20 protein-coding genes are annotated in these 22017 nt (G+C 74.2%); 3 read left to right on the top strand and 17 right to left on the bottom strand.

Annotated features, from left to right (window positions below; genetic code table 11):
• Nucleotides 1-17: 17 nt before the first annotated feature.
• From ACFYVL_RS36225 to asnB, 6 genes are all read right to left on the bottom strand, one after another.
• Nucleotides 18-1220 (bottom strand): acyl-CoA dehydrogenase family protein, encoded by a 1203-nt coding sequence (locus tag ACFYVL_RS36225; protein WP_389252685.1) that lies wholly within the window; start codon nt 1218-1220, stop codon nt 18-20.
• A gap of 16 nt (nt 1221-1236) precedes the next feature.
• On the bottom strand, nt 1237-2235 hold the full coding sequence (locus ACFYVL_RS36220; RefSeq protein WP_389252683.1) for a hypothetical protein: 999 nt from the start codon (nt 2233-2235) through the stop codon (nt 1237-1239).
• The gene (locus ACFYVL_RS36215; protein ID WP_389252681.1) at nt 2228-3682 is read right to left on the bottom strand and encodes an FAD-binding oxidoreductase; all 1455 of its coding nucleotides are present in this window, start codon (nt 3680-3682) and stop codon (nt 2228-2230) included. Before ACFYVL_RS36215 ends, ACFYVL_RS36220 begins: the two co-directional genes overlap by 8 nt.
• A 141-nt stretch (nt 3683-3823) precedes the next feature.
• Nucleotides 3824-5092 (bottom strand): MFS transporter, encoded by a 1269-nt coding sequence (locus tag ACFYVL_RS36210; RefSeq protein WP_389252679.1) that lies wholly within the window; start codon nt 5090-5092, stop codon nt 3824-3826.
• On the bottom strand, nt 5089-6138 hold the full coding sequence (locus ACFYVL_RS36205) for a diiron oxygenase (protein ID WP_389252677.1): 1050 nt from the start codon (nt 6136-6138) through the stop codon (nt 5089-5091). Before ACFYVL_RS36205 ends, ACFYVL_RS36210 begins: the two co-directional genes overlap by 4 nt.
• A 32-nt stretch (nt 6139-6170) precedes the next feature.
• The gene (gene asnB, locus ACFYVL_RS36200; RefSeq protein ID WP_389252675.1) at nt 6171-8348 is read right to left on the bottom strand and encodes an asparagine synthase (glutamine-hydrolyzing); all 2178 of its coding nucleotides are present in this window, start codon (nt 8346-8348) and stop codon (nt 6171-6173) included.
• A 661-nt stretch (nt 8349-9009) separates the two neighbouring features.
• Between asnB and ACFYVL_RS36195 the strand changes: the two genes are divergently transcribed.
• Genes ACFYVL_RS36195 through ACFYVL_RS36185 form a run of 3 tightly spaced genes read left to right on the top strand, consistent with a single transcriptional unit; the run spans nt 9010 to nt 11718 of the window.
• Nucleotides 9010-10407 (top strand): pyridoxal phosphate-dependent decarboxylase family protein, encoded by a 1398-nt coding sequence (locus tag ACFYVL_RS36195; protein WP_389252673.1) that lies wholly within the window; start codon nt 9010-9012, stop codon nt 10405-10407.
• Nucleotides 10408-10456: 49 nt separating this feature from the next.
• Nucleotides 10457-11089, top strand: coding sequence for a hypothetical protein (locus ACFYVL_RS36190; protein ID WP_389252671.1), 633 nt, complete (start codon nt 10457-10459; stop codon nt 11087-11089).
• Nucleotides 11086-11718, top strand: coding sequence for a DUF6875 domain-containing protein (locus tag ACFYVL_RS36185; protein ID WP_389252669.1), 633 nt, complete (start codon nt 11086-11088; stop codon nt 11716-11718). Before ACFYVL_RS36190 ends, ACFYVL_RS36185 begins: the two co-directional genes overlap by 4 nt.
• Nucleotides 11719-11778: 60 nt before the next feature.
• On the opposite strand, the gene ACFYVL_RS36180 is transcribed toward ACFYVL_RS36185, so the two are convergent.
• The 11 genes from ACFYVL_RS36180 to ACFYVL_RS36130 form a co-directional block, all read right to left on the bottom strand.
• Complete coding sequence (locus ACFYVL_RS36180) at nt 11779-12957, bottom strand: alpha/beta fold hydrolase (RefSeq protein ID WP_389252667.1); 1179 nt, start codon at nt 12955-12957, stop codon at nt 11779-11781.
• On the bottom strand, nt 12954-13688 hold the full coding sequence (locus ACFYVL_RS36175) for an indole-3-glycerol-phosphate synthase (RefSeq protein ID WP_389252665.1): 735 nt from the start codon (nt 13686-13688) through the stop codon (nt 12954-12956). Before ACFYVL_RS36175 ends, ACFYVL_RS36180 begins: the two co-directional genes overlap by 4 nt.
• Nucleotides 13689-13729: 41 nt before the next feature.
• On the bottom strand, nt 13730-14440 hold the full coding sequence (locus tag ACFYVL_RS36170; RefSeq protein WP_389252663.1) for an N-(5'-phosphoribosyl)anthranilate isomerase: 711 nt from the start codon (nt 14438-14440) through the stop codon (nt 13730-13732).
• Complete coding sequence (locus ACFYVL_RS36165) at nt 14437-15582, bottom strand: acyl-CoA dehydrogenase family protein (protein ID WP_389252661.1); 1146 nt, start codon at nt 15580-15582, stop codon at nt 14437-14439. The genes ACFYVL_RS36170 and ACFYVL_RS36165 overlap by 4 nt, the downstream gene beginning before the upstream one ends.
• A gap of 46 nt (nt 15583-15628) precedes the next feature.
• The gene (locus tag ACFYVL_RS36160; RefSeq protein WP_389252659.1) at nt 15629-16003 is read right to left on the bottom strand and encodes an ectoine synthase; all 375 of its coding nucleotides are present in this window, start codon (nt 16001-16003) and stop codon (nt 15629-15631) included.
• A gap of 71 nt (nt 16004-16074) precedes the next feature.
• Nucleotides 16075-16926: a tryptophan synthase subunit alpha gene (gene trpA / locus ACFYVL_RS36155; RefSeq protein WP_389252657.1), complete on the bottom strand. Its 852-nt coding sequence runs from the start codon at nt 16924-16926 to the stop codon at nt 16075-16077.
• Nucleotides 16919-17974: a hypothetical protein gene (locus ACFYVL_RS36150; protein ID WP_389252655.1), complete on the bottom strand. Its 1056-nt coding sequence runs from the start codon at nt 17972-17974 to the stop codon at nt 16919-16921. Before ACFYVL_RS36150 ends, trpA begins: the two co-directional genes overlap by 8 nt.
• A gap of 50 nt (nt 17975-18024) precedes the next feature.
• Entirely contained in the window at nt 18025-18288 is a 264-nt protein-coding gene (locus ACFYVL_RS36145; RefSeq protein ID WP_389252653.1) for an acyl carrier protein, read from the bottom strand.
• Nucleotides 18285-19919 (bottom strand): AMP-binding protein, encoded by a 1635-nt coding sequence (locus ACFYVL_RS36140; protein WP_389252651.1) that lies wholly within the window; start codon nt 19917-19919, stop codon nt 18285-18287. The genes ACFYVL_RS36145 and ACFYVL_RS36140 overlap by 4 nt, the downstream gene beginning before the upstream one ends.
• Complete coding sequence (locus tag ACFYVL_RS36135; RefSeq protein WP_389252648.1) at nt 19916-20764, bottom strand: MaoC/PaaZ C-terminal domain-containing protein; 849 nt, start codon at nt 20762-20764, stop codon at nt 19916-19918. Before ACFYVL_RS36135 ends, ACFYVL_RS36140 begins: the two co-directional genes overlap by 4 nt.
• Entirely contained in the window at nt 20761-22014 is a 1254-nt protein-coding gene (locus ACFYVL_RS36130; protein WP_389252646.1) for a beta-ketoacyl-[acyl-carrier-protein] synthase family protein, read from the bottom strand. The genes ACFYVL_RS36135 and ACFYVL_RS36130 overlap by 4 nt, the downstream gene beginning before the upstream one ends.
• Between the last annotated feature and the right edge of the window lie 3 nt (nt 22015-22017).

Genomic DNA, 22017 nt, shown 5'->3' with positions numbered 1-22017 from the left:
GCGGGGCCGGGCGGGGCCTAGAGGAACGCGGTCTCGGGTTCCTGGCCCATCAGCAGCTGGCCGGACCACTGAAGGATCTTGCGCTGGCCCACCACGTGCTGGCAGGCGGTCGTCATGTCGCGCAGCGCCCGGTCCAGCGGGGAGCGCGTGCGGTGGATCGCGTCGCCGCCGACCAGGTCGTACAACTGGGCCGTGATCTCCCGGGCGGTGCGGAAGGCGTGGTAGCGGGCGAGGGCGGCGGCGGCCCGTTCGCGGTGGGTGGCAGGCTCGCCCGCCTCCAGCCGCCGCCACTGGGCCTCCACCGAGGCGAACACCTCGGAGCGGGCCGCCGCCAGGCGCATCTCGCACTCCGCGACGACGCCCTGCACGTGCTCGGACTCCCGCCACGGCGTGCCGGGACCGGCACCGCGCAGGTCGGCGAGCCCGTAGACGTGGTCCAGCGCGCCGCGCGCGACCCCGAGGGGAACGCCCGACATCTTGCGCAGGATCGCGTCGGAGCGCCGGTGCAGCGGGCCGTCCCGGTAGGGCTCGTCGAAGGAGAAGGTGTGCTCGGCGGGGACCAGCAGGTCCTCGGCGGTGTAGTCGCAACTGCCGGTCCCGGCCAGGCCCGTGGTGTGCCAGGTGTCGTGCACGGTGAACCGGTCCGCCGGGGCGAGCACCACCCGCCACACCGGCCGGCCCGCCGCGTCCAGCAGCGGCTTCCCGTCGCGGTGCACGGTGCAGCCGCCCGCGACGACGTCGGCGTGGGTGCAGCCGCTGCCGAACCGCCAGTGGCCGCGCACCCGGTAGCCGCCGGGCACCTCGTCGGCCCGGCCGGCCGGCGGCAGCCAGCCCGCCGTGATGGTGTCCAGGCGCGGGAAGAGCGTGCGGGCGGCGTCCGGGCGCAGGTAGCCGGCGTAGATCCCGGAGTCCATGCCGATCATGGCGCACCACGCGACGGACGCGTCGGTGCGGGCGAGCTGCTCGATCAGCTCGATCTGTTCCATGGAGGTCAGTTCGGGCCCGCCCCACTCGCGGGGCATCGCCGAGCGGAAGACGCCGGTGGCGCGCAGCTCCTCGACCAGGTCGTGCGGGAGCCTGCGGCCCCGGTCGATCTCCTCCTGGCGGGCCCGGACCAGCGGGGCGAGGGCCCCGAGGCGGCGGCCGATCTCGGCGGCGCCGAGGAACGCGGCCGGGTGGGGGCGGGCGTCCGCGAGGGGCGCCTCCGGGGCGATGGTCATGTCGTGGCTCCTTGGTTCACAGCGCGCCGCACAGCCGGGCGAGCACCGCCATGCGCAGGTGGAGGGATTCGCGGACCTGGTCGAGGTACAGCCCGCCCGGCAGGGCGTCGACGCCCGGGTGCAGTTCGTCGTTGCGGGGGCCCGGATGCAGGATCAGGGCGCGGGAGGAGGTGCGGCGGATCTTCTCGGCGGTGATCCGGTACTGCTCGGGGGTGATCGCCGCCTTCTTGGCCAGCGAGGCGGGGTCGGCCTCCAGGCCGGGTACGTCGACGGGCATCATCTCCACCGCGTCGCACTCGGCCAGCAGGTCGAGCACGTCGCCGCAAAAGTCGTGGGCGGTGCCCGAGGCGCGGAGCGCCGCGGCCAGGTCGGCCGGGAGCGTGGTGTGCAGCACCCCCGTGCCCGGCCCGGTGCGCAGCGGGGCGGCGGGCGGCACCAGGAAGAGGATCTTCCCGACGCGCAGCAGCGCCAGGGTGAGGACCAGGGAGCGCAGCACCCGGGTGCCGGGGTCGCCGACGATGCCGACCACGGCGCCGCGCAGGTCGCCCAGGCGCCGGGTCATCACCCAGGTGTCGCTGAGCGCCTGGGTGGGGTGCTCGTTGGAGCCGTCGCCGCCGTTGACCACCGGGCAGGCGGAGACGGCGGCGGCCCGGCGGCCGGCCCCGGCCACGAAGTGCCGCAGGACCAGGACGTCGGCCAGCTCGGAGACCACCGCGACGGTGTCCTCCAGCGATTCGCCGATGTAGTCCACCGAGCGGCTGGTGGACGGGTCGGCGAAGCCGGACACGGTGGCGCCCAGCCGCAGGGCCGCGGCCTCGAAGCCGATCCGGGTGCGGGTGCTGGGCTGGAAGAAGAGCACCGCGAGCAGCCGGCCCACCAGCAGCCGGCGGGCCTCGGCCGGGTCCAGTGCGGCGATCAGGTCGGCGTCGGCGAAGTGGCCGCGCACGGCCGCCTCGTCGAGGTCGTGGACGGCGACCAGGTGCCGGGTCGCCGTCGCTGTCCGGGTCTCACGCATAACGCCCCCTGGCGATGATGTCCTGCGGGTCCAGTGCGGTCTTGAGCCGGCGGAGCAGGGCTTCCTGTCCCGCGTCGCCGCGGTGCCCCGCGGCGGCGGCCATGCGGTCCACGTCCAGCCGGTAGGGCGGGAAGCCGGCCGCGGTGGCGTCCCGGTGGAGCGCGTCGAGCAGGGCGTGCGCCCGTGCGGTGGTGGCGGGGGTGCGGGCGAAGCGCAGCGAGACGACCACGTCCACCCAGCCGCTCGGCATGACGTTGAGGGTGTGTCCGACGGTGGCCTCGGGCATCCGGGCGGCGGCGTCCGCGATCAGGCCGCGCATCGTGCGCAGGGCGGGCGCGGTGAAGGGCACGACCGGCACGCAGAACAGCCAGCCCTGCCGGCTTTGGGCGTCCGCCTCGTCGGCACTGGTGCCGAACACGGCCTCCACCATGGGGTCGTTGGCCCGCGGGTCGCCCGCGTAGCCGCGCAGCGCGGCCCTCTCCTGCACGGAGGGCACGTCCTCGGCGGGGTCGAGCACCCGGCAGTCGGTGAAGCCCGCGGCCGGCGCCTCCTCGCGCAGCAGCGCGCAGGCCGCCGTCACCAGGGCGGTGCGTCCGGCGACGGGTACGAAGACCCGGTAGCCGCCCGCCCGGGGCCCGCCGTACGCGGCGGTGGCACCGGCGTCGAAGATCTTGACGACGCCGGCCGCGATCCGGTTGGCGTGCCAGCCGCGGAGTGCGGCCAGGCCCTCGTCGAACCGTTCGGCGGACAGCCGCAGGGTGACGATGCGCAGCGTCTCGGTGGCCGGGATGAGCCGCAGGACGGCCGCGGTGACCACTCCGAGGTTCGACTGGGCGAACAGTTGCACCGGGTTGGGGCCCGGCGGGTGGTCGTAGGGGGTGGTGGCGGTGCCCGGCCGGGGCCAGCGGCCGACCCGGGCCAGGGTGCCGTCCGCGAGGGCGACCTCCAGGCCGACGAGGTCCTCCGAGCGCTGTCTGCGCAGTCCGATGCCCCGGTCGAGGACGTTGCCGACGACGCTGGTGGCGGCGGCGGACGCGGTCACGTTGAGCAGGTACCCGGTGCCGGCCAGGCGGGCGGCGAGCGTCCCCTGGGTGACGCCGGGCTCGACGACGCAGACGCCGCTGTCGGTGTCGAGCTCGCGGATGCGGTCCAGGTGGTGCAGGCGCATCACGACCGCGCCGTCGGCCACCGGTTCGGCCGAGCCGAAGCCCCAGTTCCGGCCGGAGCTGGTGGGGTGGACGTGGATGCGGCCCGCCCCGGAGCGGGTGTACTCCCGCAGCAGGTCGGCGACCTGACGGGGGGTGCGGGGCTCCACCGCGGCGGGCACCCGGCGGCTGCGGAACCCGCCGCTGTTGCCCGCGCCGGGCGCCTTGGTCGTGCCGGAGGCGGGCAGCACCCGCCCCGACAGCTCGCCAACGAGGTCCGCGGTCGTTGTGTGGATGTCCATCGCCCCTCCTCCTCGGCACGGCCGCCCGGCCACTGACCGATGATCAGCGGGCCGGGAAGGGCCTGGCAACGCGCCGGTGACGGGCATCTCCGATGACCCGCATCAGTGCCGCCGATGCCCGAGGGGGGGTGGCTCGGGCTCTCAGGGGGAGTCGGCCAGTTCGCGGCGGTGCCGCAGCGGGCCGGCCAGCAGGAGCGGGCCGAGCAGGGTGCCCGCGCACACCGCCCACAGGGCCGGGCGCAGGCCCGCCGCGCCCGCCATCGTTCCGGCCGCCGCCGCGCCCACCGGGCTGGCGCCCCAGGAGACGAACCGTACGGTCGCCATCACCCGCGACAGCAGTTCCGGCGGGCTCTCGGTCTGCCGGTGGGTGCGGGTCACGATGCTGCCGACCACGATGCCCGCGGAGAGTCCGGCGTTGCCGACGAGGAAGAAGGTGCTGCTGCCCACGGTGGTGGTGAACGGGATGAGCAGGGCGAACAGTCCGCCGGTCAGGCTCGCGGCGAGCAGGGCGCGGGCGGTGCCCAGCCGCCGGGCGAGCGGAGTGGCGAGGGCCGAGCCGATCAGTGCGCCGAGCCCGTCCGCCGCCAGCACCGCGCCGACCAGCCAGGCGGGCGCGTCGACGGCGCGGACCAGGTAGAGCGGGGTGAGGGCCAGCAGTGCGGAGGAGAAGAAGTTGGTGGCCGTCGCCCAGACGAGGCACGGCCGCAGCACCGGGTGCCGGACGACGAAGTGCCAGCCCTCCTTGATGAGCCGGCGGGCGGGGACCTGCGGGCGGGGGTCGCAGGCACGCTCGGGCAGGGTGCGCAGGGTCAGTGCGGAGACGAGGTAGCTGGCGGCGTCCAGCAGCAGCGCGCCGACCGCGCCGGTGGCCTGGACGAGCAGTCCGCCCACGGTCGGGCCGCCGGTCTGGGTGACGGCGTGGGTGCCGGAGAGCAGGCTGTTGCGGGAGTTGAGCTCCTCGCGGTCGATGATCGCGGGCAGGAAGGTGGAGTTGCCGATCTCGAAGAGGACGCTGGCGAAACCGACCACGAGGGCCGCCAGCACCAGATGTCCGTAACCGAGGTGGCCGAGCCACCAGGCGAGCGGCAGCGAACCGATGGCGGCCAGCCGCAGCAGGTCCATGGCGATCTGCAGGCGGCGCAGCGGGAAGCGCTGCACGATCACTCCGGCGGGCAGGCCGAGCACCAGCCAGCCGGCCTGTCCGGCGGCGCTGAGCAGGGCGACCTGGAACGCGGACGCGTCCAGCAGGGTCAGCGCGACCATGGGCAGCGCCACCACGGTGACCGCCGAGCCGGCGCCGCTGACGGTGGTCGCGAACCAGAACCGGCGGAACATCGCCGCCGGGCTCATCGCGGGCGCGGCGGGCGGCCCGGTGGCCTGCTCGGCCGCGGTGTGCAGGGTGCTGCTCATGCCGCCACCTCCTGGGGTGTGCCGGGGGCGGCCCGCACGGGGCGGGCGCCCCACAGTCCCGCCTCTTCGAACGCGTCCCGCGTCCGGGGGTCGTCGAGTGCGCCCGCCTCGGCGAAGTAGCGCGTGAGCGGGCGTGCGGCGTCGGCGAGGGTGCGCCGCAGGGTCTGCTCGGGCCACGCCTCGGCGACGACCTGGGCGCACTGCTCCCGGCCGAGGCCGATGCCGCGCAGGAGTGCGGCGCTCTGCTCGTAGTCCGGTTCGAGGAAGGCTGCGACGGCGGCCGGGACGTGGGGTCCGACGGCCTGCCGCTCGCGCACGGTGAGCGCGGGCCACAGGTGCTTGAGCACGGACCGGAAGTACACGTGGTGGCGGCCCTCGTCCTCGGCGTGGTCGCGGACCAGTTCGCGCACCGGGACGGGCAGCCGCTCGTCGCGGGGGATGTCGGCGAGGATGCCGGAGATCAGGGTCTCGGAGACGATGCCGAACAGCAGCGACTCGATGCCCCGCACCTCGTGCGGCAGCTGTTCGCGCAGTGCGTCGAGGCGGCGTACGAAGGCGGGCGGCGGGGTGTCCTCGGGGGCGGGGCGGGCGACGTGGGTGCCGGCCTCGATCTGCCGGGCGAAGTCGTGGCTGAACTGGGCGTGCCAGGCCTCGTCCGTGACGATCTTGTACGCGTCGGCCTTCATCTGCTCCGGCAGGACCAGCCCCGAGCGGCCCCGGCTGATCCGGGTGGCCACCGGGATGACGGCCAGGTTCTCCAGCTCGGTGGTGAAGTCGAGGTAGTCGTAGAGGCGGCGCAGCAGCAGTGCCTCGACGACCACCTCGCCCTTGGCCGCGACCAGCGGGTGCAGCACGACGGGGTAGAGCTCCGGCGGGAAGTACAGCTCGCCGGTGTCCTGGCCGGTGAAGTCCCGGCGGGGCTTGCGGCGTACGCCGGCGAGTTCCTCCCAGCGCCCGTAGCGGCTGGCGTACCCGGCCGTCCGCGGGCGGTCCGCCGGGTTGCCGCGCACCAGTTGCTCCTGTGCCATCTGCTGGTAGATGCCCATCTGTCTCCCCCTCGGGTCTGCCGGGCCTGCGGTCAGTTGAAGGCGAGGAGCCGCTGGTCGAAGAGGTCGTCGAGATCGGAGCGGACCTCCTCCTCGCGCACCCCGGCGGCTTGGAGCACCCGGTCGAACGGGGTCGCTCCGTCGATGCGGCGCAGCACCCGCAGGGTCGGGGAGTCCTGTTCGAGGACGTACTCGATCTGCCCCTCGTGCAGGAGGAACCAGGAGTCGTCGGCGTCGGTGAGCAGCTGCACGCCCTCGGCGGCGGCCGGTACCCGGTGCGAGGCGTAGTCGCGGCCGGAGCCGAGCGGGTCGGCCGCGGACGGCGCGGTGGCGGCGGGCGCGGCGGCGGTGAGCGCGGTGCGCACCGGTCCGGGCGAGAGGTCGGCGAGGCGGGGCGGCTGCGCGGCCATCTCGGCCAGCAGCCCCATGTTCACCACGCGCATCAGCAGTTCCACGGCCGGGTCGTCCGTCGCGCCGTCGCCGAAGCCGGCCAGCCGGCGGCGGACGGCGGGGCCGTCGAGGTAGCGGTCGGCGCCGGGCGCGGCGAGCGCGCGCTCGACGAGTTCGCCGTCGTTGGCGCGCAGCACACCGACCAGCATCCGGTACGCGTGGCGGGTGCCCGACCCGTAGAAGAAGGGGCCCTTGGGGCGGTCGGCGATCCGTGCGGGCAGCCGGTCGCGCACCGCGTCGCGCAGGATCCGCTTGTCCCACAGGAGCCGGGGGCGCAGGTGCCGCGGGATGACCGCGGTCAGTTCGACGAGCCGGTGGTCGAGGAAGGGGACGCGGGCCTCGGTGCTGCTGCCGGCCGCGGTGCGGTCCTCGTGCCACACGTTGTACTGCTGGATCTTGGCGTACTCCGACTCCACGTACGCCCGGTACACGTCCCGCCCCGGGCCGCCGCCGAGGTGGTCGAGCGCCGCGTCGGAGAAGTAGTCGTGGCCCTCGGACCACCAGCGGCGCAGGCCGGGGTGGCGGTCCAGGGCGGTGGCCCGGTCCATGTGGCGCAGGCTCTCCTCGAAGGAGTCCCAGTCCTTCTCGCCGATCAGCTCGCGGGAGTAGCCGCCGTTGAACTCGTCGCTGGCGGCGCCCAGCAGCATTCCGCGCAGGCCGGGCCGCTCGGCGCGGGCGAAGCGGTGCAGTTCGTGCTTGTAGTAGATCTCGGGGCCGGTCATCGGGGTCTCGGCGAGCCACACGAGCCGGCGCCACTCCTCGGGCGTGGGCACCTGGTCGCGGCCGAAGACCACCTGGTGGTTGGGGACGCCCAGTTCGCGGGCGAGCCGGGCCGCGTGTTCGGCGTCCCCGTTGACCCGGGTGCCGCCGGAGAGCGCGGTGAAGGTGTGGACGTTGCCCAGCTGGGGTGCGGCCAGGGCGAGCACGGCGGCGGAGTCGACGCCGCCGGAGAGCAGGAGGCCCAGTTCGGTGTCGGCCGTCGCGCACTCGCGGACCGACTCCGTGAGGATCTCGCCGTAGCGCCGGGTGAACTCCTCGGGGCCGGTGCCCTCCTCGGGCTCGACGGGCATCTCCCAGTAGCGGTGGCTGTGGGTGCGGCCGTCGGCCAGGTCGATGCGCAGTACGGTCGCGGCGGGCACGGTGCGCACCCCCTCGAACCAGGTGACCGTGCCGGGTCCGCCGAAGCGGGGGGAGGCGGCCACGGCGGGCACCGACAGCGAGCGCTCCCAGTCGAAGGCGCGGGGCGTCGCGGGGTCGGCGAACAGGCCCTTGATCTCCGAGGAGAGGGTGATGCGCCGCTCGTCGCGGTGGTAGTAGAGCGGTTTGATGCCGAACCGGTCGCGGGCGAGGACGAGTTGGCCGCGGGCCCGGTCCCAGAGGATCAGGCCGAACATGCCGCGCACGTCGCGCAGGAAGTCCAGGCCGTGCCGGCGGTAGAGGTACAGCAGCACCTCGCAGTCCGAGCCGGTGCGCAGCCGCACCCCGGAGGGCAGGGAGGCGGCGAGTTCGCGGTGGTTGTAGACCTCGCCGTTGGCGATCAGGACGAGGTTGCCGTCGTCGCTGACCAGCGGCTGGCTGCCGTCCTCGGGGTTCACCAGGGAGAGCCTGGTGAAGGCGAGTCCGACGGGTCCCTGGCGCAGTACGTCGCGCTCGTCGGGACCGCGGTGGTGCAGGGTGTCGGCCAGCAGTTCCAGCAGGGCGTCGGTCCCGGGACCGAGATCCTGCCCGTCGATCCGGGCCGTGCCCGCGATTCCGCACATGTGAGTTCCTTCGGGACACGTCGTCTGCCGGTGGGGAGGTGCGCGCCACCGCTTGTGGCGGCCGGCGCGCACCCTCCTGTGCCATGCGACCGGATCCCCGGTGTGGGGGGTCGGTCACCTCACGCCTCAGGTGTTGCCCTTGAGCGCCGTCGTCTGCGAGACCTTCTTCGCGGAGGGTCTGACGAACTTCTGCATGGCGGTTCACCTCCCTCGTCGAGGTAGGGGCACCCGTGGTACCCGCGAGCGGCGTCGGGGAGCCGGGGCCCGGCTAGGACCCCGCGCCGCGGCGGCTCAGGTGTTGCCCTTGAGGGCCGTGGTCTGGGAGACCTTCTTCGCGCTCGGGCGGGCGAACTTCTGCATACGCTTCACTCCTTCTTCCCGGGGTCCTCCCGGGGTCCCGGGAGGGGGTCGCGGTGCGGTGGCCGGTCCCCTTCTCGGGGCTCCTGCTCCGTTCCGATGACAGGAGAAAACCACTGGTGGCGGGGGTGGGCCCAGGCATTCGTTCCTCACCGAACGCGCGGGGGCCGGGGCCCGGCCCGCGGGGGCCGTTGCGGGGGGCTTGCGGGGGGCGCGGCACGCTCCTGGTGCGTGCGCGGGACCGCGTACGCGCGATGCGAGCCGCACCGCCGTGTCCCGGGTGCGGCCCTTGGCGGAGGCTCCCGTGGACCTGCACGATCTGCACGACCTGCGTGCCTGGCTGCCCCGGGCGCTGTCGGTGGCCGAGCGGTGGGGCGGGCGGTTCGGCCCGTACGAGAGCCACGGCGCGCACCGGGTGGGGGCCGCGGCGTTCGACGAGGCCTTCGACCGCTTCGCGAAGCGGATGGACGACAACTACCCGTTCTTCCATCCGCGTTACGCGGGCCAGATGGTCAAGCCGCCGCACCCGGCGGCGGTCACCGGCTACCTCACCGCGATGCTGTTCAACCCGAACAACCACGCCGCCGAGGGCGGGCCCGCGACCACGGAGATGGAGCGCGAGGCGGTCGCCGCGCTGGCGCAGATGTTCGGGCTGGGCGCCTCCCACGTCGGGCACCTGACCACCAGCGGCACCATGGCCAACCTGGAGGCCCTGTACGTCGCCCGCGAGCTGCACCCCGGGCGCGGCGTGGCCTACAGCTCCGAGTGCCACTACACGCACGCCCGGATGTGCCACGTACTGGGCATGGAGGGCCACCGCGTCCCGGTGGACGTGCGCGGCAGGATCGACCTGGACGCGCTCGCGGACCTGCTGCGCGGCGGCCGGATCGGCACGGTGGTGGTCACCACCGGCACGACCGGGCTCGGCGCGGTCGACCCGGTGCACGAGGTGCTGGCACTGGCCCGCCGGTACGGGGCGCGGGTGCACGTGGACGCGGCGTACGGCGGCTTCTACGCCATCCTCGGCCGGGCGGGCACCGGCGGTGTGCACGCGGAGCCCTGGCGGGCGATCGCGGAGTGCGACTCGGTGGTGGTGGACCCGCACAAGCAGGGGCTCCAGCCCTACGGCTGCGGGGCGGTCCTCTTCCCGGACCCGCGCGCCGGACGGCACTTCGCGCACGACTCGCCGTACACCTACTTCACCGACTCCGACCTGCACCTGGGCGAGATCAGCCTGGAGTGCTCGCGGGCGGGGGCGGCGGCAGCGGCGCTGTGGCTGACCCTCCAGTTGCTGCCGCTCACCGTGGCCGGGTTCGGGCAGATCCTGGCCGGAAACCGCCGCGCCGCCCTGCACTGGGCCCAACTCCTCACGCAGTCACCGGAGTTGACGCTCTACCAGCGCCCCGACCTGGACATCGTGACCTACTTCCCGACCAGCGGGGGCGGCCGGCTGTCCGCGATCGACGAGGCGAGCGGGCGGCTGCTGCGCGACGGCATGAACGCGGACACCGACCCGGTGTACCTGAGCCTGCTGCGCGCCGACGCGGACGCCTTCCAGCGGCGCCACCCCCGGGTGGTGCGGGACGCCGAGGCGGCGCGGGTGATCCGCAGCGTCCTGATCAAACCGGAGCACGAGCACTACCTTCCGGTGCTGCACGCGCGCGTGAACGAGCTGGCAGCACGGGCCCGCAGCACGCCCTGACCGTGTCCGACCCGCACTCCCCCACGCCCCCGCGACCCTGGAGTCCACCTTGCCCCCGACCCAACGGTCCTCGTTGCCCGGCCCGCCGGACACCGGTTCCTCCGGTGCCGGCCCGTCCGTCCGGCCGTCCGTCACGGACCTGTGCGAGCTCCTTGCCACCTGCTTCCACGACGACGCGATCACCCGCTGGATCGTCCCCGACCCGCGGGAGCGGGCCGCGCGGCTGCCCGGCTTCTTCCGGGTGTTCGTCGAGCTGTCCGCCGCCTGCGACGGGATCCTCGCCGACCCCGGCGGCGACGGCGTCCTGCTCTTCCTGCCGCCCGGCGCCGCCCCCGACGAGGCCGCCCTGGACGCGGACCTGGCCCGCGCGCTGGGCCCGTACGCGGACGCCATGCGCACCGTCGCCGCCCTCCAGGCCGAACGGCACCCGGCCGACGCCCCGCACTACTACCTCTCCTTCGGCGGGGTCCGCCCCGGCCGCCGCCGCGGCGGGCTGCTCACCGGGTTCCTGACGACGGTGACCCGGCGCGCCGACGCCGAGGGGGTCGGCGCCTACGGCGAGGCCAGCTCGCCCGGCGGCGAGGCCGCGATCGGCCGGATCGGCTTCGCGCGGGTGGGCGGCGACATCGTCCTGCCCGGCGGCGGGGCCTCGCTGCGCCCGATGTGGAGGGATCCCCGATGAGGGGCGACGATCTGATCCGGTCGTGGACGGCGGGCGAGGTGACCCGGGGCGAGGTGCCGGCCGAACACCTCGCCCCGCTGTCCCTGGTGCTCGACTGGAGCCGGGACTTCCTGGTCTCCAGCCATCCGGAACTGGGCCGCAGCGGCCCGGTCTGCCCGTACACCCAGCCCTCCCTGCGCAAGGAGCTGTTCCACCTGGCGCTGCCGTCGGCCGGCTGCGACGACCTGGCCTCCGCCGTCGACTCGCTGCGCACCCGGCACGCGGCCCTCTCGCTGCCGCTGTCGGAGGACGACCGGGAACTGCTGACGATCCTCCTGGTGCTGCCGGACTTCGACGCGACCGACTCGGTGGAACTGGACGAGCTCCAGCTCAAGGCCAAGAACGAGTTCGTGGCCGAGGGGCTGATGATCGGTCAGTTCCACCCGGTGTGCGAGGAGCCGGGTCTCTACAACGAGGCGTTCCGGCCGCTGCGGGCCCCGCTGCCGCTGCTCGCGGTCCGCAAGCTGCTGGTCTTCGACCTGCCGTTCCTGCTGAGCGACGACCTGCACATGGACCACTACCTCCAGCGGTTCGCCCCCTCCATCCCGGCCCGGATCCGCGACCGGCTGGTGAGCGAGGTGGTGGCCTGATCCGCCGGCGGACGGCGGGCGGCCGGCTCCCCACCGGCCGGCCGGCCGCCGTCCGCGCGCTCACGCGGCCCCCGTCAGGCACTGCTCCAGGAAGGTGAGCACCGCCAGGTGGTACGCCGGGGCGGCGAGCCCCAGGCTGATGTTGTGCCCCGCCGACGGCAGCCGGACGGTGGTGGCCGAGGGGGCCGCGGTGAGCCGGGCGGCCATCTCCGCCAGGGTGTCCTCCGCCAGTTCCCACCAGTGCTCGTGCTCGGCGAAGGTCAGCCGGACCGGGACGCGGACCCGGGGGGCCAGGTCCTCGAACTGGCGCGGCCAGTGGACGGTCTCCGCGGACTCCCTGACCGGGGTCGGCGAGAGCAGGGAGCGGCTGGCCTTGAAGGTGCCGGGCGGATAGAGGTGCAGCGGCCCCCAGTTGAGCCTGGTGGCACCGCCGCCCAGCGTGGTCGGGAAGTGCAGGGCCTCGGGGTGGTACCGGTAGCCGGTGCCGGAGGTGTCCAGACCCAGCAGCGGCAGCGGCCCCTCGGACGCCGCCGTGTGCAGGGCGACCTTGCCTCCGTCGGAGTGGCCGAGCAGGAGGACTCCGGCGCCGGTGTCGTGGGTGCGGCTGAAGTCCTTGAGCGCCGCGTGCAGGGCGGCGCCCTGCTCGGCGAGCGGCAGTCCCTCGGGGAGGAAGTCCGCGGACTGCCCGTATCCCGGCCGGTCCACCGCGAGCACGGTGTGGCCCAGCGCCGTGGCCAGGGGGAGGAAGGAGTTCCAGTACGCCGCGCCGGTGCCCCGGCCGTGGACGGCCAGGATCGTGGCGCGCGGCGCCCCCGAGGAGGGCTCGGCCAGCAGTGCCGACAGGGGTGTGGTGCCGGCGTCGAGGGTGAGCGGGCGCGGTGGCGGGGTGGCGAGCGGGCCCGCCGCGGGGCGCTGTTCGGCGCGGTGCCGCGGGGGCGGGAGCGGGCGGGACGCGCGGGCCGTCGTGGGGTGTTGCGGAGATTTCGCAGAGCTGGTCCCTTCCGTGCGCGGGGGCGGATACGTCGCGGGGTCGTTCCCTTCCGTGCGGTGGGGCTCGGTGCGGCGGGGCTCCTTTCCGTGGGGTCCGTGGGGTCCGTGCGCTCCGGTGGGCCCGGTGCCGTGGGGCCCGGTGCCGTGCGGCGGGCCGGGGCGGCGGGGCGTCGGTGCGGGCGGCTGCTCCGGGCGGCGCAGCGGGGTGGTGGGGGTGTCGGTCTCCTCGGCGCGGGCAAGCGGGCTCATCGCAGCACCAGCTCCTTGCGGGCCTCCTCGCGGGCACCGGCCACCGCCTCGAACCAGGCCGCCGGTGCGCCGCTGCGCAGCAGCGAGGTGCCCACCAGCAGTCCGCCGAAGCCGGCGTCCAGGAGTTCGGCGGCGGTCGCGGGGCTGTCGATGCCGCTCGCGCTGACCGGGCAGGGGGTGCCGGTGGCGCGGACCGCGGGCAGCAGGTCCAGGCTCCGGTTCAGGTTCCCCCTGCCGCGCTCGCGCTGCTTGATGTCCTTGTTGTTGACCGCGATCACGCACTCCGCGGGGTGGTGGACGCTCTCCAGTTCCTCCTCCGTGGTGATCTCGACGAACGGGGTCAGTCCGGTCAGCAGGCACTCCGTCACCAGGGTGCGCATGCTGGAGCGGGGCAGCAGGGCCGCGGTCAGCAGCACGGCGGAGGCACCCAGTTCCTTCGCCGTGCGGACCTGGTCCTTGCGGGTGATGAAGTCCTTCTGCAGCAGCGGCAGTTTGGTGATCGCCGCGACGTCCCGCAGCAGGTCGGGCGTGCCGCCGAACCAGCGCCCCGTCACCACCGAGATGCAGGGCGCGCCGGCCGCCTCGTACGCGTCGACGATGCCGACGGGGGTGCGGCTGCCGAGCAGGTTGTAGCCGTGGGAGTCGAGCCGCTTCACCTCCGTCACCACGGGCGTCGGGGCGGCCAGGAGGGCCTCGAGAAAAGGGAAGTCGGTCCGGTTCCGGTGCGTCATCGCGAAGAGCTCCGTTTCGTGTCGGGGGCCCCGGGGGGCGGTCAGACGGGGTCGAGCGCGCGGGTGCCGGTGCACCAGGCGCGGGCCAGGGCGGCGATCTCCGGGACGCCGAAGCCGCCGGTGGGGGCGGAGCGGGCCGCGGTGTCGACGTCGATGCCGCGGAACCCCGGATGGGCGGCGACCTCCTCGTAGGCCGGGCGGTTGGCCGGGGTGAGCCCCCCGGCCAGCAGGAACGGGCGGGTCAGGCGCGGCAGCAGGGCGGTGAGGTGCGCGGGGTCCAGGGTGCGGCCGGTGCTGCCGATCCGGCCGTCGTCGGTGGCGGTGTCGAGGAGGAAGAGGTCGGTGCCGGCCCTGGCGTACGCCCCGGCCAGCGGGCGCTCCACGCAGCCGCCCGCCGCGTCGACGTGCAGCACCTTGACGATGCCGACCTCGGGGGGAAGGGCCTCGCGCAGGGCCCGTACCAGCGAGGGCGGCTGGTAGGCGTGGAGCTGGACCAGGCCGATACCGGCCCGGGAGACGAGCCGGGCCAGCTCGTCGGCGTCGGCCAGGAAGGTGACCAGGACCGGCAGCAGCCCGGCCGAACGGGCCTGTCCCGCAAGGGAGTCGAGCTGCTGTTCGGTCAGTTCCGACGGGCCGCCGGGGATGCCGTGCCACAGTCCGACACAGTCCGCCCCGGCGGCCGCCGCCGCCTCGATGTCCTGCGGGGCCGTGGCCCCGCAGACCTTCAGCAGAAGGGGTGGGAGCCGGGTCATTTGCCCAGCCCCAGCATCGAGGCGATGCGGTTGTACTGGATCTCGTTGGTGCCGGAGTAGATGGTGCCCCCGACGGCGTTGCGCACCTCCTGTTCCAGTCCGAACTCCGACATGTAGCCGTGTCCGCCGAAGATCTGGACGGCGGTCAGGCTGGTGGCCAGGTTGCTCTCGCTCGTGACCAGTTTGGAGATGGCGAGGTCCTCGGTGACGTTCTCCCCCGCCTCCAGCTTCTCGCCCGTGTCGTAGAGCCACTTGCGGGCGGTCTCCAGCTGGATCTTGGTGTCGACTATCTTGTTGGCGATCGTCTGGTACGAACCGATCGCCTTGCCGAAGGACTTGCGGGTCTTCGCGTAGTCGACGCACCGGTCCAGCCGGCGCTGCATCTCCCCCACGTTGACGATGAACGAGAAGAGGATCTCCCGCTTCATCACGTGGTCCAGTACGAGGAACCCGCCGCCGACCCGTCCCAGTACCGCACTCCTGGGCACCCGTACGTCGTCGAAGAAGAGTTCGCTGAGCGGCGAGGTCCGCAGGCCCATCTTCTTCAGGGGCTTGCCCGCGGTCAGGCCGGGGGTGTTCCTGTCCACCAGGAACGCGGTGGTGCCGAGCGGGCCGCCGTCGGGGTGGGTGCGGGCGTAGACCACGATCAGGTCCGCGACCGGTCCGTTGCTGACGAAGACCTTGCTTCCGTTGATGACGAAGTCGTCGCCGTCACGGACGGCCCGGGTGGTCATGGCCATGGCGTCGGAGCCGCCCTCGGCCTCGGTGATCGCATGTGCGCCGATCGCCTCGCCCGAGCAGATCAGGGGCAGGTAGCGCTCCTTCTGGTCGGTGGTGCCGAACTGCTGCAACGGGATTCCGGTGGAGCAGATGGAGGTGGTGACGGAGAAGCTCAGGCCGGCGTCCCGGTTGTACTCGCCGAGCCCTTCCAGCACGTACATGGTGGTCAGGAGCGACTGCCCCAGGCCCCCGTACTCCTCGGCGAAGGGCAGGGAGAGGATTCCCGTCTTCTGGACGAGCTTCCACTTGTCCTCCGAGAAGGCGGACTTCTCGTCGAGTTCGATGTGGTCTGCGCTGAGTGCGTCTCCCCACCTCTCCAGACTGCCGCGCAGATCGGCCTGGTCGGTGTTCCAACGGATCACGACGGACCCCTTTGTGTGGGCGGATGGTTCGGGCCGGTGCGCCGCCTCAGTAGGCGGAGGAGGTGGCGGCGTCGAGGCTGTGCACCTCGTCGCCGCGCAGGGCGGGCGAGAAGACGCAGACCAGCCGCAGGTCCTCGTGGGGGCTGGCGACCAGGAAGTGGGCGTCGTGCTGGTCGAGGGCGTACATCTTGCCGGGGGTGATCGGGTGCGAGGTGCCGTCGAGCTCGATCACTTCTCCGGAGCCGCCGATGCAGTAGCAGGCTTCCAGGTGGTTCACGTACTCCAGCCGGGACTTGGTGCCCGCGGCGACCGTGGTGTCGGTGAGCGAGTAGCCCAGGCCGTCCTCGGCGAGGAGGAAGCGGCGGCTGAGGCCGTTGCCCCACTCGACGGTCTTCACGGTCTCGATGTCACGAACGATCATGGCTGTCTCCTTGGGTGTGGTGGTGCGCGAGGGTGCTCGATGAGGGGTGGAGCTCTCTGTGGTGCGCCCCGTCAGGGGCTCTCGGGCAGGACCGAGCGGACGAAGGTCCGAAAGGCCTCGGTCACGTCCTGGCCGGCCTCCTGGGCCGCTTCGATCGCGGCGACCGCGGCGGAGCCGATGATCGCGGCGTCCGCCCCGGCGGCCCCGACGGCCTCGACGTGCTGCCTGGTGCTGACCCCGAAGCCGACGGCGATCGGGGAGTCGGTGTGCGCCCGCAGGCCGGTGACCGTCCGTGCCAGGGCGGCGTGGCCGTCGGCGGGTGCGGTCCCGCTGCGTCCGTAGTGGGCGACGAGGTAGAGGTACGCGGAGGCGCGGGCGGCTGCTTCGGCCCGGGTCTCCTCGGCGCTCCTGGCGTAGCAGGTGGTGACGACGGGGAGCCCGGCCTCGGCGGCCGACTCCAGGTGGGCGGTGCGCAGCCGGGGCGGCAGCGCGTGGACGAGCAGGCCGTCGGCGCCGGACGCGGCGATGTCGCGGGTGGCGGCGGCCAGGTCCCGGTGGCCCAGCGAGTACCTCCAGTCGGTGAGCAGGGCGATCCGGGTGTGGGTGAGGTGCGGCCGTACGTCGGCGATGAACGCGAGTACGTCGTCGAGGCCGGCCCCGCCGCGGGCCAGTGCGCGGCTCGCGGAGCGTCGTACCACCGCGCCGTCGGTGACCGAGTCGGGGAACGGGACGGCCAGTTCCAGGCAGTCCACGCGCTCCTCGTCGAGCATCAGGAGCAGGTCGCGCAGGACGGGCAGCGGCGGGTCCCCGGCGTTGAGGAACAGTGCCAGTCCGGTGCGGCCCTCGGTGCGGCGGGGGAAGAAGGGGGCCGGGGCGGTGGGGGCGGGGTTCGTGGTCCTGGTGACCTCCAGTCGGCTAGGCATGGGCCACCGCCGGCTTCTTCGACGGGGTGGTGGTCCTGGGGGCCTCGGCGATGCGCCGGGCCAGGTCGCGGGCGGCGCCGGAGCGCACCGCCTGCTCGGCGAGCGCGATGGCGGAGTGCCAGTCGCGGCGGGTGTCGGTGGCCACCGCGAGGGCGGCGGCGCCGAGGCAGACCGTGCGGGTGGCGATGCGGCCGGCCGTGCCGGACAGCACGGACAGGAAGTGCTCGACGGCGCCGGCCGGGTCGGCTGCGGGCCGCAGGTCGCCGAACGAGCCGTCGGCCGGGGTGAGTTCGCCGGGCCGGATGACCCGGGTCAGGGAGTTCTCCCCGTGCACGGTGTTGGTGGCGAAGGGCAGCAGTTCGTCGGCGCCGGTGTCGTTGGTGGTGAGCCAGATCCTGCGCCCCTGGTGGCTCGCGGCCAGGGCGCGCAGGGTGTCGATCGGGGCCGCCGCGGAGACTCCGGTGACCTGGGCGTTCACCGGCAGGTCCGCGAGGAAGGGGCCCAGCGCGTTCAGGAACCGGCCGAAGGGCTTCATGCTCAGCGGGGCCACCGTCCGCGCCAGCCGGGTCAGCTGCGCCGGGTAGACGAACGGCCCGGCGAAGGCGATCCCGTACGTGGCGAGGGTGTCCTCGGTCTGGGCGTAGGAGGAGGTGAGACGGACCCCGAGCCGCTCCAGCAGGTCGACGGAGCCGAGCGAGCTGGTGTAGGCGCGGGAACCGGTCTTGACGACCTTGACCCCGGCCGCCGCGGCGACGAACGCCGAGGCGGTGGAGATGTTGAAGGTACGGGGCCCGCCGCCGGTGCCGACGACGTTCACGGTGCCTTCCCAGGCGGCGCCCGCGGGGGTCGCGGGCCGGCGCTCGGCGAGCGAGTCCAGCAGGTGGCGCAGCGTCTGGTGGTCGGGGATCCGGCTGGTCAGCGAGGCCAGCAGGGCGACGGCCTGGGTCTGGTCGAGCTGGCCGTCGCCGAGCTGGTCCCACCAGGACCGCCAGGTCTCCCGGCCGACTGGGGCCTGCTGCCGCAGCAGGCCGGTGAGGGCGTCGTGCACGGTCGGTCTCCGTCTCGGGTGGGGTACTGGGGGCGGGGGTCCGCGGTGGGTCAGACCGTCGCGGCGGAGGCCGCGCGGGCCTCGGTGATGAAGGTGTCGATGGCCTCGACGCTGCGGAAGTTGTTCGGGTCGAGGTCGTTGTCGCCGACCGCGACGTCGAAGCGGTCCTCGACCCAGGCGATCAGCTTGAGGACGCCGAGGCTGTCGATGACGCCGTCGTTCAGCAGGTCGTGGTCGGTGGCCAGCTCGCTCGCCGGGGTGCCGGGGAGGAACTCGGTGATGACGAAGTTCTTGATGGTGTCGACGTTGCTCATGACGGGATTCCTTCGGGTGTGGTGGCGGTGGTGGTCAGCTGGTCGAGCCGGTCGAGCGCCTTGCGGTCGACCTTTCCGGTGGCCGTTTTCGGCAGCGGGACGTCGATGAGGGTGAGGTGGCCGGGCACGGCTGCCCGGGGCAGGTGCTGGGCGCAGTGCTTGCGCAGTTGCAGGCCGGTGAGGGCGGAGCCGGGTGCCCGCTGGACGCCGGCGACGAGCTTCTTGCCGGCGATCGGGTCGGGCAGGGCGGCGACTCCGGCCTCCAGCACGTCGGGGTGCTCCTGGAGGACCCGTTCGATCTCGGCGGTGTTGACCGCGACGCCGCGCACCTTGACCTGGAAGTCGGTGCGTCCGCTCAGGTGCAGGGTGCCGGCCCCGTCGCGCCGCACGAGGTCGCCGGTGCGGAACCAGCGGCGGCCGTCGAGCCCCAGCGGGTGGCCGGTGAACTTGTCGGCGTGCCGGGTGCGGTCGAGGTAGCCGCGGGTCTGGAAGGGCGTGGAGACGTACAGTTCGCCGCTGCCCGGTCCTTCGACGACGGCGCCGGTGTCGGGGTCCAGCAGGAGGGCCTGCACGCCGGGCAGCGGCTGGCCGATGGGTACGGGCGGGAAGGCGGTCGCGGTGGTGTCGACCTCGTGGATGAAGCTGTCGTTGGTCTCGGTGCAGCCGTAGATGTTGTGGATGCGGGCCCGGGGGAAGAGGCCGGGCAGGGCGGCGAAGGTGCGGTCGGGGATGGCGTCGCCGGTGAACATCACGTGCTCGACGCCGGGGAAGACGGTGCCGGTCTTGGCCGCCGCGTCCTGGAGCAGTCCGAAGGCCATCGGGACGGCCTGCATGACGTGCACCTCGTGGCGCAGCAGGAGTTCGGAGAGGTGGCGGCCGTGGGCGGCCAGTGCCGGATCGACGAGGACGACGCGCCCGCCGTGGGCGAGGGTGGTCCACACGTCGAGCAGGCACAGGTCGAAGTTGAGGGGCGCGTAGTTCAGCACGGTCCGGCCGGGGCCCGCCTGGAAGGCGGGGCCCGCCCAGCGGGTGAAGCGGTCCACGGCCCCGGTGCCCAGCGGGACGATCTTCGGGAGGCTGGTGGAGCCGGAGGTGGTGAGCAGGAAGGCCACGTCTGCGGCCTCGTCGGCGGGCAGCGGCTGGGCGGTGACGTCCGGGTTGGGCGTCACCCTGGCGCGTTCGCCGCCGGGGGCCAGGACGTGGGTGCAGCCGGCCTGGGCGAACAGATCGGCGAGCAGGGTGTCGGCGAGGGCGGGCGAGGGGATCATCACCGGCCGCCGGGCGAGCAGGCAGGCCAGGACGAGGGCGACGGTGGCCGGGGACTTGTCGGCGAGGACACCTACCGGCTCGCCGGGGGCCAACCGCAGGTGGGCGAGCCGGTCGCGCTCGGCCCCGGCGAGCTCGTAGAGGCCGCGGTAGGTGGTCTCGGCGCCGTTGAAGACGAGGGCGGTGGCGTGCGGGCGGTCCCGTACCTGGGTGAGGAATCCGGCGATCAGGCCGGCGGTGGGCACGGTGGCCGCGTCGTCGGTGTCCTGCGGGGCGGCGGTGTCCCGCGGGGCCGCGGGGGTCCGCGGGGCCGTGGCCCGCGCCGCGGCGGCGCGTGCCTTGCGGGCGCGCGGCCCGGCGGTCACGGCCGGCCTCCCGTCCGCGGGGGCGCGATCTCGATCCACCCCGACTTCACCGCCGCGCCCCGGGGCGTCTTGCAGGTGAAGCGGACGACGCGGGCCTCGGCGTCCGGCTGCAGGACGATCTCCAGCGGGGTGTGCGGCGGGACCGGTGCGGAGAACCGGCAGCCCAGGCCCCGTACGCGGGCGGGGTCGCCGTCGGCGAACCGGTCCACGGCCTCCTCGACCGCGAGGGCGACGACGCTCATGCCGTGCGCGATGACGGTCTCGAAGCCCGCGGCACGGGCCGCGTCCGCGTCGAGGTGGATGGGGTTGAGGTCGCCGGAGACGTGTCCGTAGGCGGCGATCCAGTCGGGGCTCAGCTCGTGGGTGGCGCTCTGCGGGGTGCCGGCGCCGGTGGGGGCGGGGGCGGGCGGGCCGCCCGCGACGTCGCCGTACGGCTCCAGCTGCGTGGCGCCCACCAGCAGGGCGGAGATGGTCAGTTCGGCGATCGGCCCGGGGCCGTCCTCGCCGGTCAGCTCGGTGCGCAGGGCGATCCGGGCGCCGCGCGGCTCCTTGCGGATGCCGGCCACCGACAGGCTCACGGTGATCTGCTCGTCCGGGCGGGCCTGGCGCACGATGCGGATGTCCTGGCCGAGGTGGACCACGGAGACGGGGCCGGGCTCGGCCTCGGTGAGGGCGGCGACGGTCTGCTCGGCGACGGTGTGCGCGAGGACGAAGGTGTGGACCGGGGAGGCCTGGCCGGGGCGGGCGGCGGGCAGACAGTGCCGGGCCGCGGTGCGGTAGCCGGTGATCGCCGGCTCGGTGACGGTGAGGGTACGGACCGGGGACGGCAGGGCGAGGGTCGTCATACCGGCATCACCACCACGGAGGAGTTGTGACCGCCGAACCCGAAGGAGTTCGTGAGCGCGGGTCCCGGGGGGACGGCGCGCGGTGCGCCGTGGACGACGTCGAGTTCCATTCCTGGCTCCTGCTGTTCGTGGTTGGCGGTGGGAGGTACCTCGCCGTGCCGTACGGCCTGCACGGTGGCGATGAGTTCGACGGCGCCCGCGGCGCCGATCAGGTGCCCGATGACGGACTTCGGGGCGGTGACGGGGGGCTGCGCGGTGCCGAACACCTTGGTGAGGGCGGCGGCCTCGGCGCGGTCGTTGTGGGGCGTGGAGGTGCCGTGCGCGTTGACGTGGGTGATGTCCTCGGGGGCGAGCCCGGCGTCCGCGATGGCGCCCGACATGGCGGCGGCGGCGATGGAGCCGTCGGGGACCGGCATGGCGAGGTGGTGGGCGTCGGAGGTGGCGGCGTACCCGGCGACCAGCCCGTAGGTGCGGGCGCCGCGCGCCCTGGCGTCGGCCAGGCGCTCCAGCACCACGAACCCGGCGCCCTCGCCCATCACGAACCCGTCGCGGTCCTTGTCGAAGGGGCGCGAGGCGTGCTCGGGGTCGTCGTTGCGCATCGAGACGGCGTTCAGGTTGCCGAAGCCGGCCAGCGTGACGGGGGTCAGGGTGTGCTCGGCGCCGCCCGCGATGACGACGTCCGCGCGGCCGGTCTGGAGCAGCATCAGGGCGTGGCCGATGGCGTCGGCGCCGCTGGCACAGGTGTTGGCGACGGTGAGGGCGGGGCCGGTCCAGCCGAGCCGGATGGCGATGTGCGCGGCGGCCGCGTTCGGCATCGTCATCAGCGGCATCAGCGGGTTGACCCGGGCCGGGCCGCCCTCGGTGAAGTGGGCGGACTCCAGGTCGCTGGTGGCGCGTCCGCCGACCGCGTTGCCGACGACGATCGCGGTGCGGCCGGGCTCGGCGGTGGGTGCGCCGGCGTCGCGGTGGGCGGCGAGGGCGGCGGCCGTTCCGTAGTGGGCGAAGGGGTCCATCCGGCGGGCCTCCTTCGCCGGTACGAGGCCGTCCACGGCCTCCAGACCGGTGACCCGGCAGCCGATGCGCACCCGGTGGCGGCTGAGGTCGAAGTGGGTGAGGGCGGCGGCGGTGGAACGGCCGGCCCGCAGGGTGTGCCACAGCTCGTCCGGGGTGCACCCGCCGGGGGTGACCACGCCCATGCCGGTGATGGCGACGGGCGGCTGCGCCGCACTGCCCCTGGACTGTCCAGGCATGTC

This window comes from Streptomyces sp. NPDC004111, from assembly GCF_042874215.1.
GTDB lineage: Bacteria > Actinomycetota > Actinomycetes > Streptomycetales > Streptomycetaceae > Streptomyces.
Note: the sequence above shows the minus strand (reverse complement) of the source record. Positions and strands in the feature narration are given on the sequence as shown.

Coding starts and splice junctions, on each gene's coding strand:
- ACFYVL_RS36225 (WP_389252685.1), bottom strand. CDS start 1,220: ATGACCATCGCCCCGGAGGCGCCCCTCGCGGACGCCCGCCCCCACCCG.
- ACFYVL_RS36220 (WP_389252683.1), bottom strand. CDS start 2,235: ATGCGTGAGACCCGGACAGCGACGGCGACCCGGCACCTGGTCGCCGTC.
- ACFYVL_RS36215 (WP_389252681.1), bottom strand. CDS start 3,682: ATGGACATCCACACAACGACCGCGGACCTCGTTGGCGAGCTGTCGGGG.
- ACFYVL_RS36210 (WP_389252679.1), bottom strand. CDS start 5,092: ATGAGCAGCACCCTGCACACCGCGGCCGAGCAGGCCACCGGGCCGCCC.
- ACFYVL_RS36205 (WP_389252677.1), bottom strand. CDS start 6,138: ATGGGCATCTACCAGCAGATGGCACAGGAGCAACTGGTGCGCGGCAAC.
- asnB (WP_389252675.1), bottom strand. CDS start 8,348: ATGTGCGGAATCGCGGGCACGGCCCGGATCGACGGGCAGGATCTCGGT.
- ACFYVL_RS36185 (WP_389252669.1), top strand. CDS start 11,086: ATGAGGGGCGACGATCTGATCCGGTCGTGGACGGCGGGCGAGGTGACC.
- ACFYVL_RS36180 (WP_389252667.1), bottom strand. CDS start 12,957: ATGAGCCCGCTTGCCCGCGCCGAGGAGACCGACACCCCCACCACCCCG.
- ACFYVL_RS36175 (WP_389252665.1), bottom strand. CDS start 13,688: ATGACGCACCGGAACCGGACCGACTTCCCTTTTCTCGAGGCCCTCCTG.
- ACFYVL_RS36170 (WP_389252663.1), bottom strand. CDS start 14,440: ATGACCCGGCTCCCACCCCTTCTGCTGAAGGTCTGCGGGGCCACGGCC.
- ACFYVL_RS36160 (WP_389252659.1), bottom strand. CDS start 16,003: ATGATCGTTCGTGACATCGAGACCGTGAAGACCGTCGAGTGGGGCAAC.
- trpA (WP_389252657.1), bottom strand. CDS start 16,926: ATGCCTAGCCGACTGGAGGTCACCAGGACCACGAACCCCGCCCCCACC.
- ACFYVL_RS36145 (WP_389252653.1), bottom strand. CDS start 18,288: ATGAGCAACGTCGACACCATCAAGAACTTCGTCATCACCGAGTTCCTC.
- ACFYVL_RS36135 (WP_389252648.1), bottom strand. CDS start 20,764: ATGACGACCCTCGCCCTGCCGTCCCCGGTCCGTACCCTCACCGTCACC.
- ACFYVL_RS36130 (WP_389252646.1), bottom strand. CDS start 22,014: ATGCCTGGACAGTCCAGGGGCAGTGCGGCGCAGCCGCCCGTCGCCATC.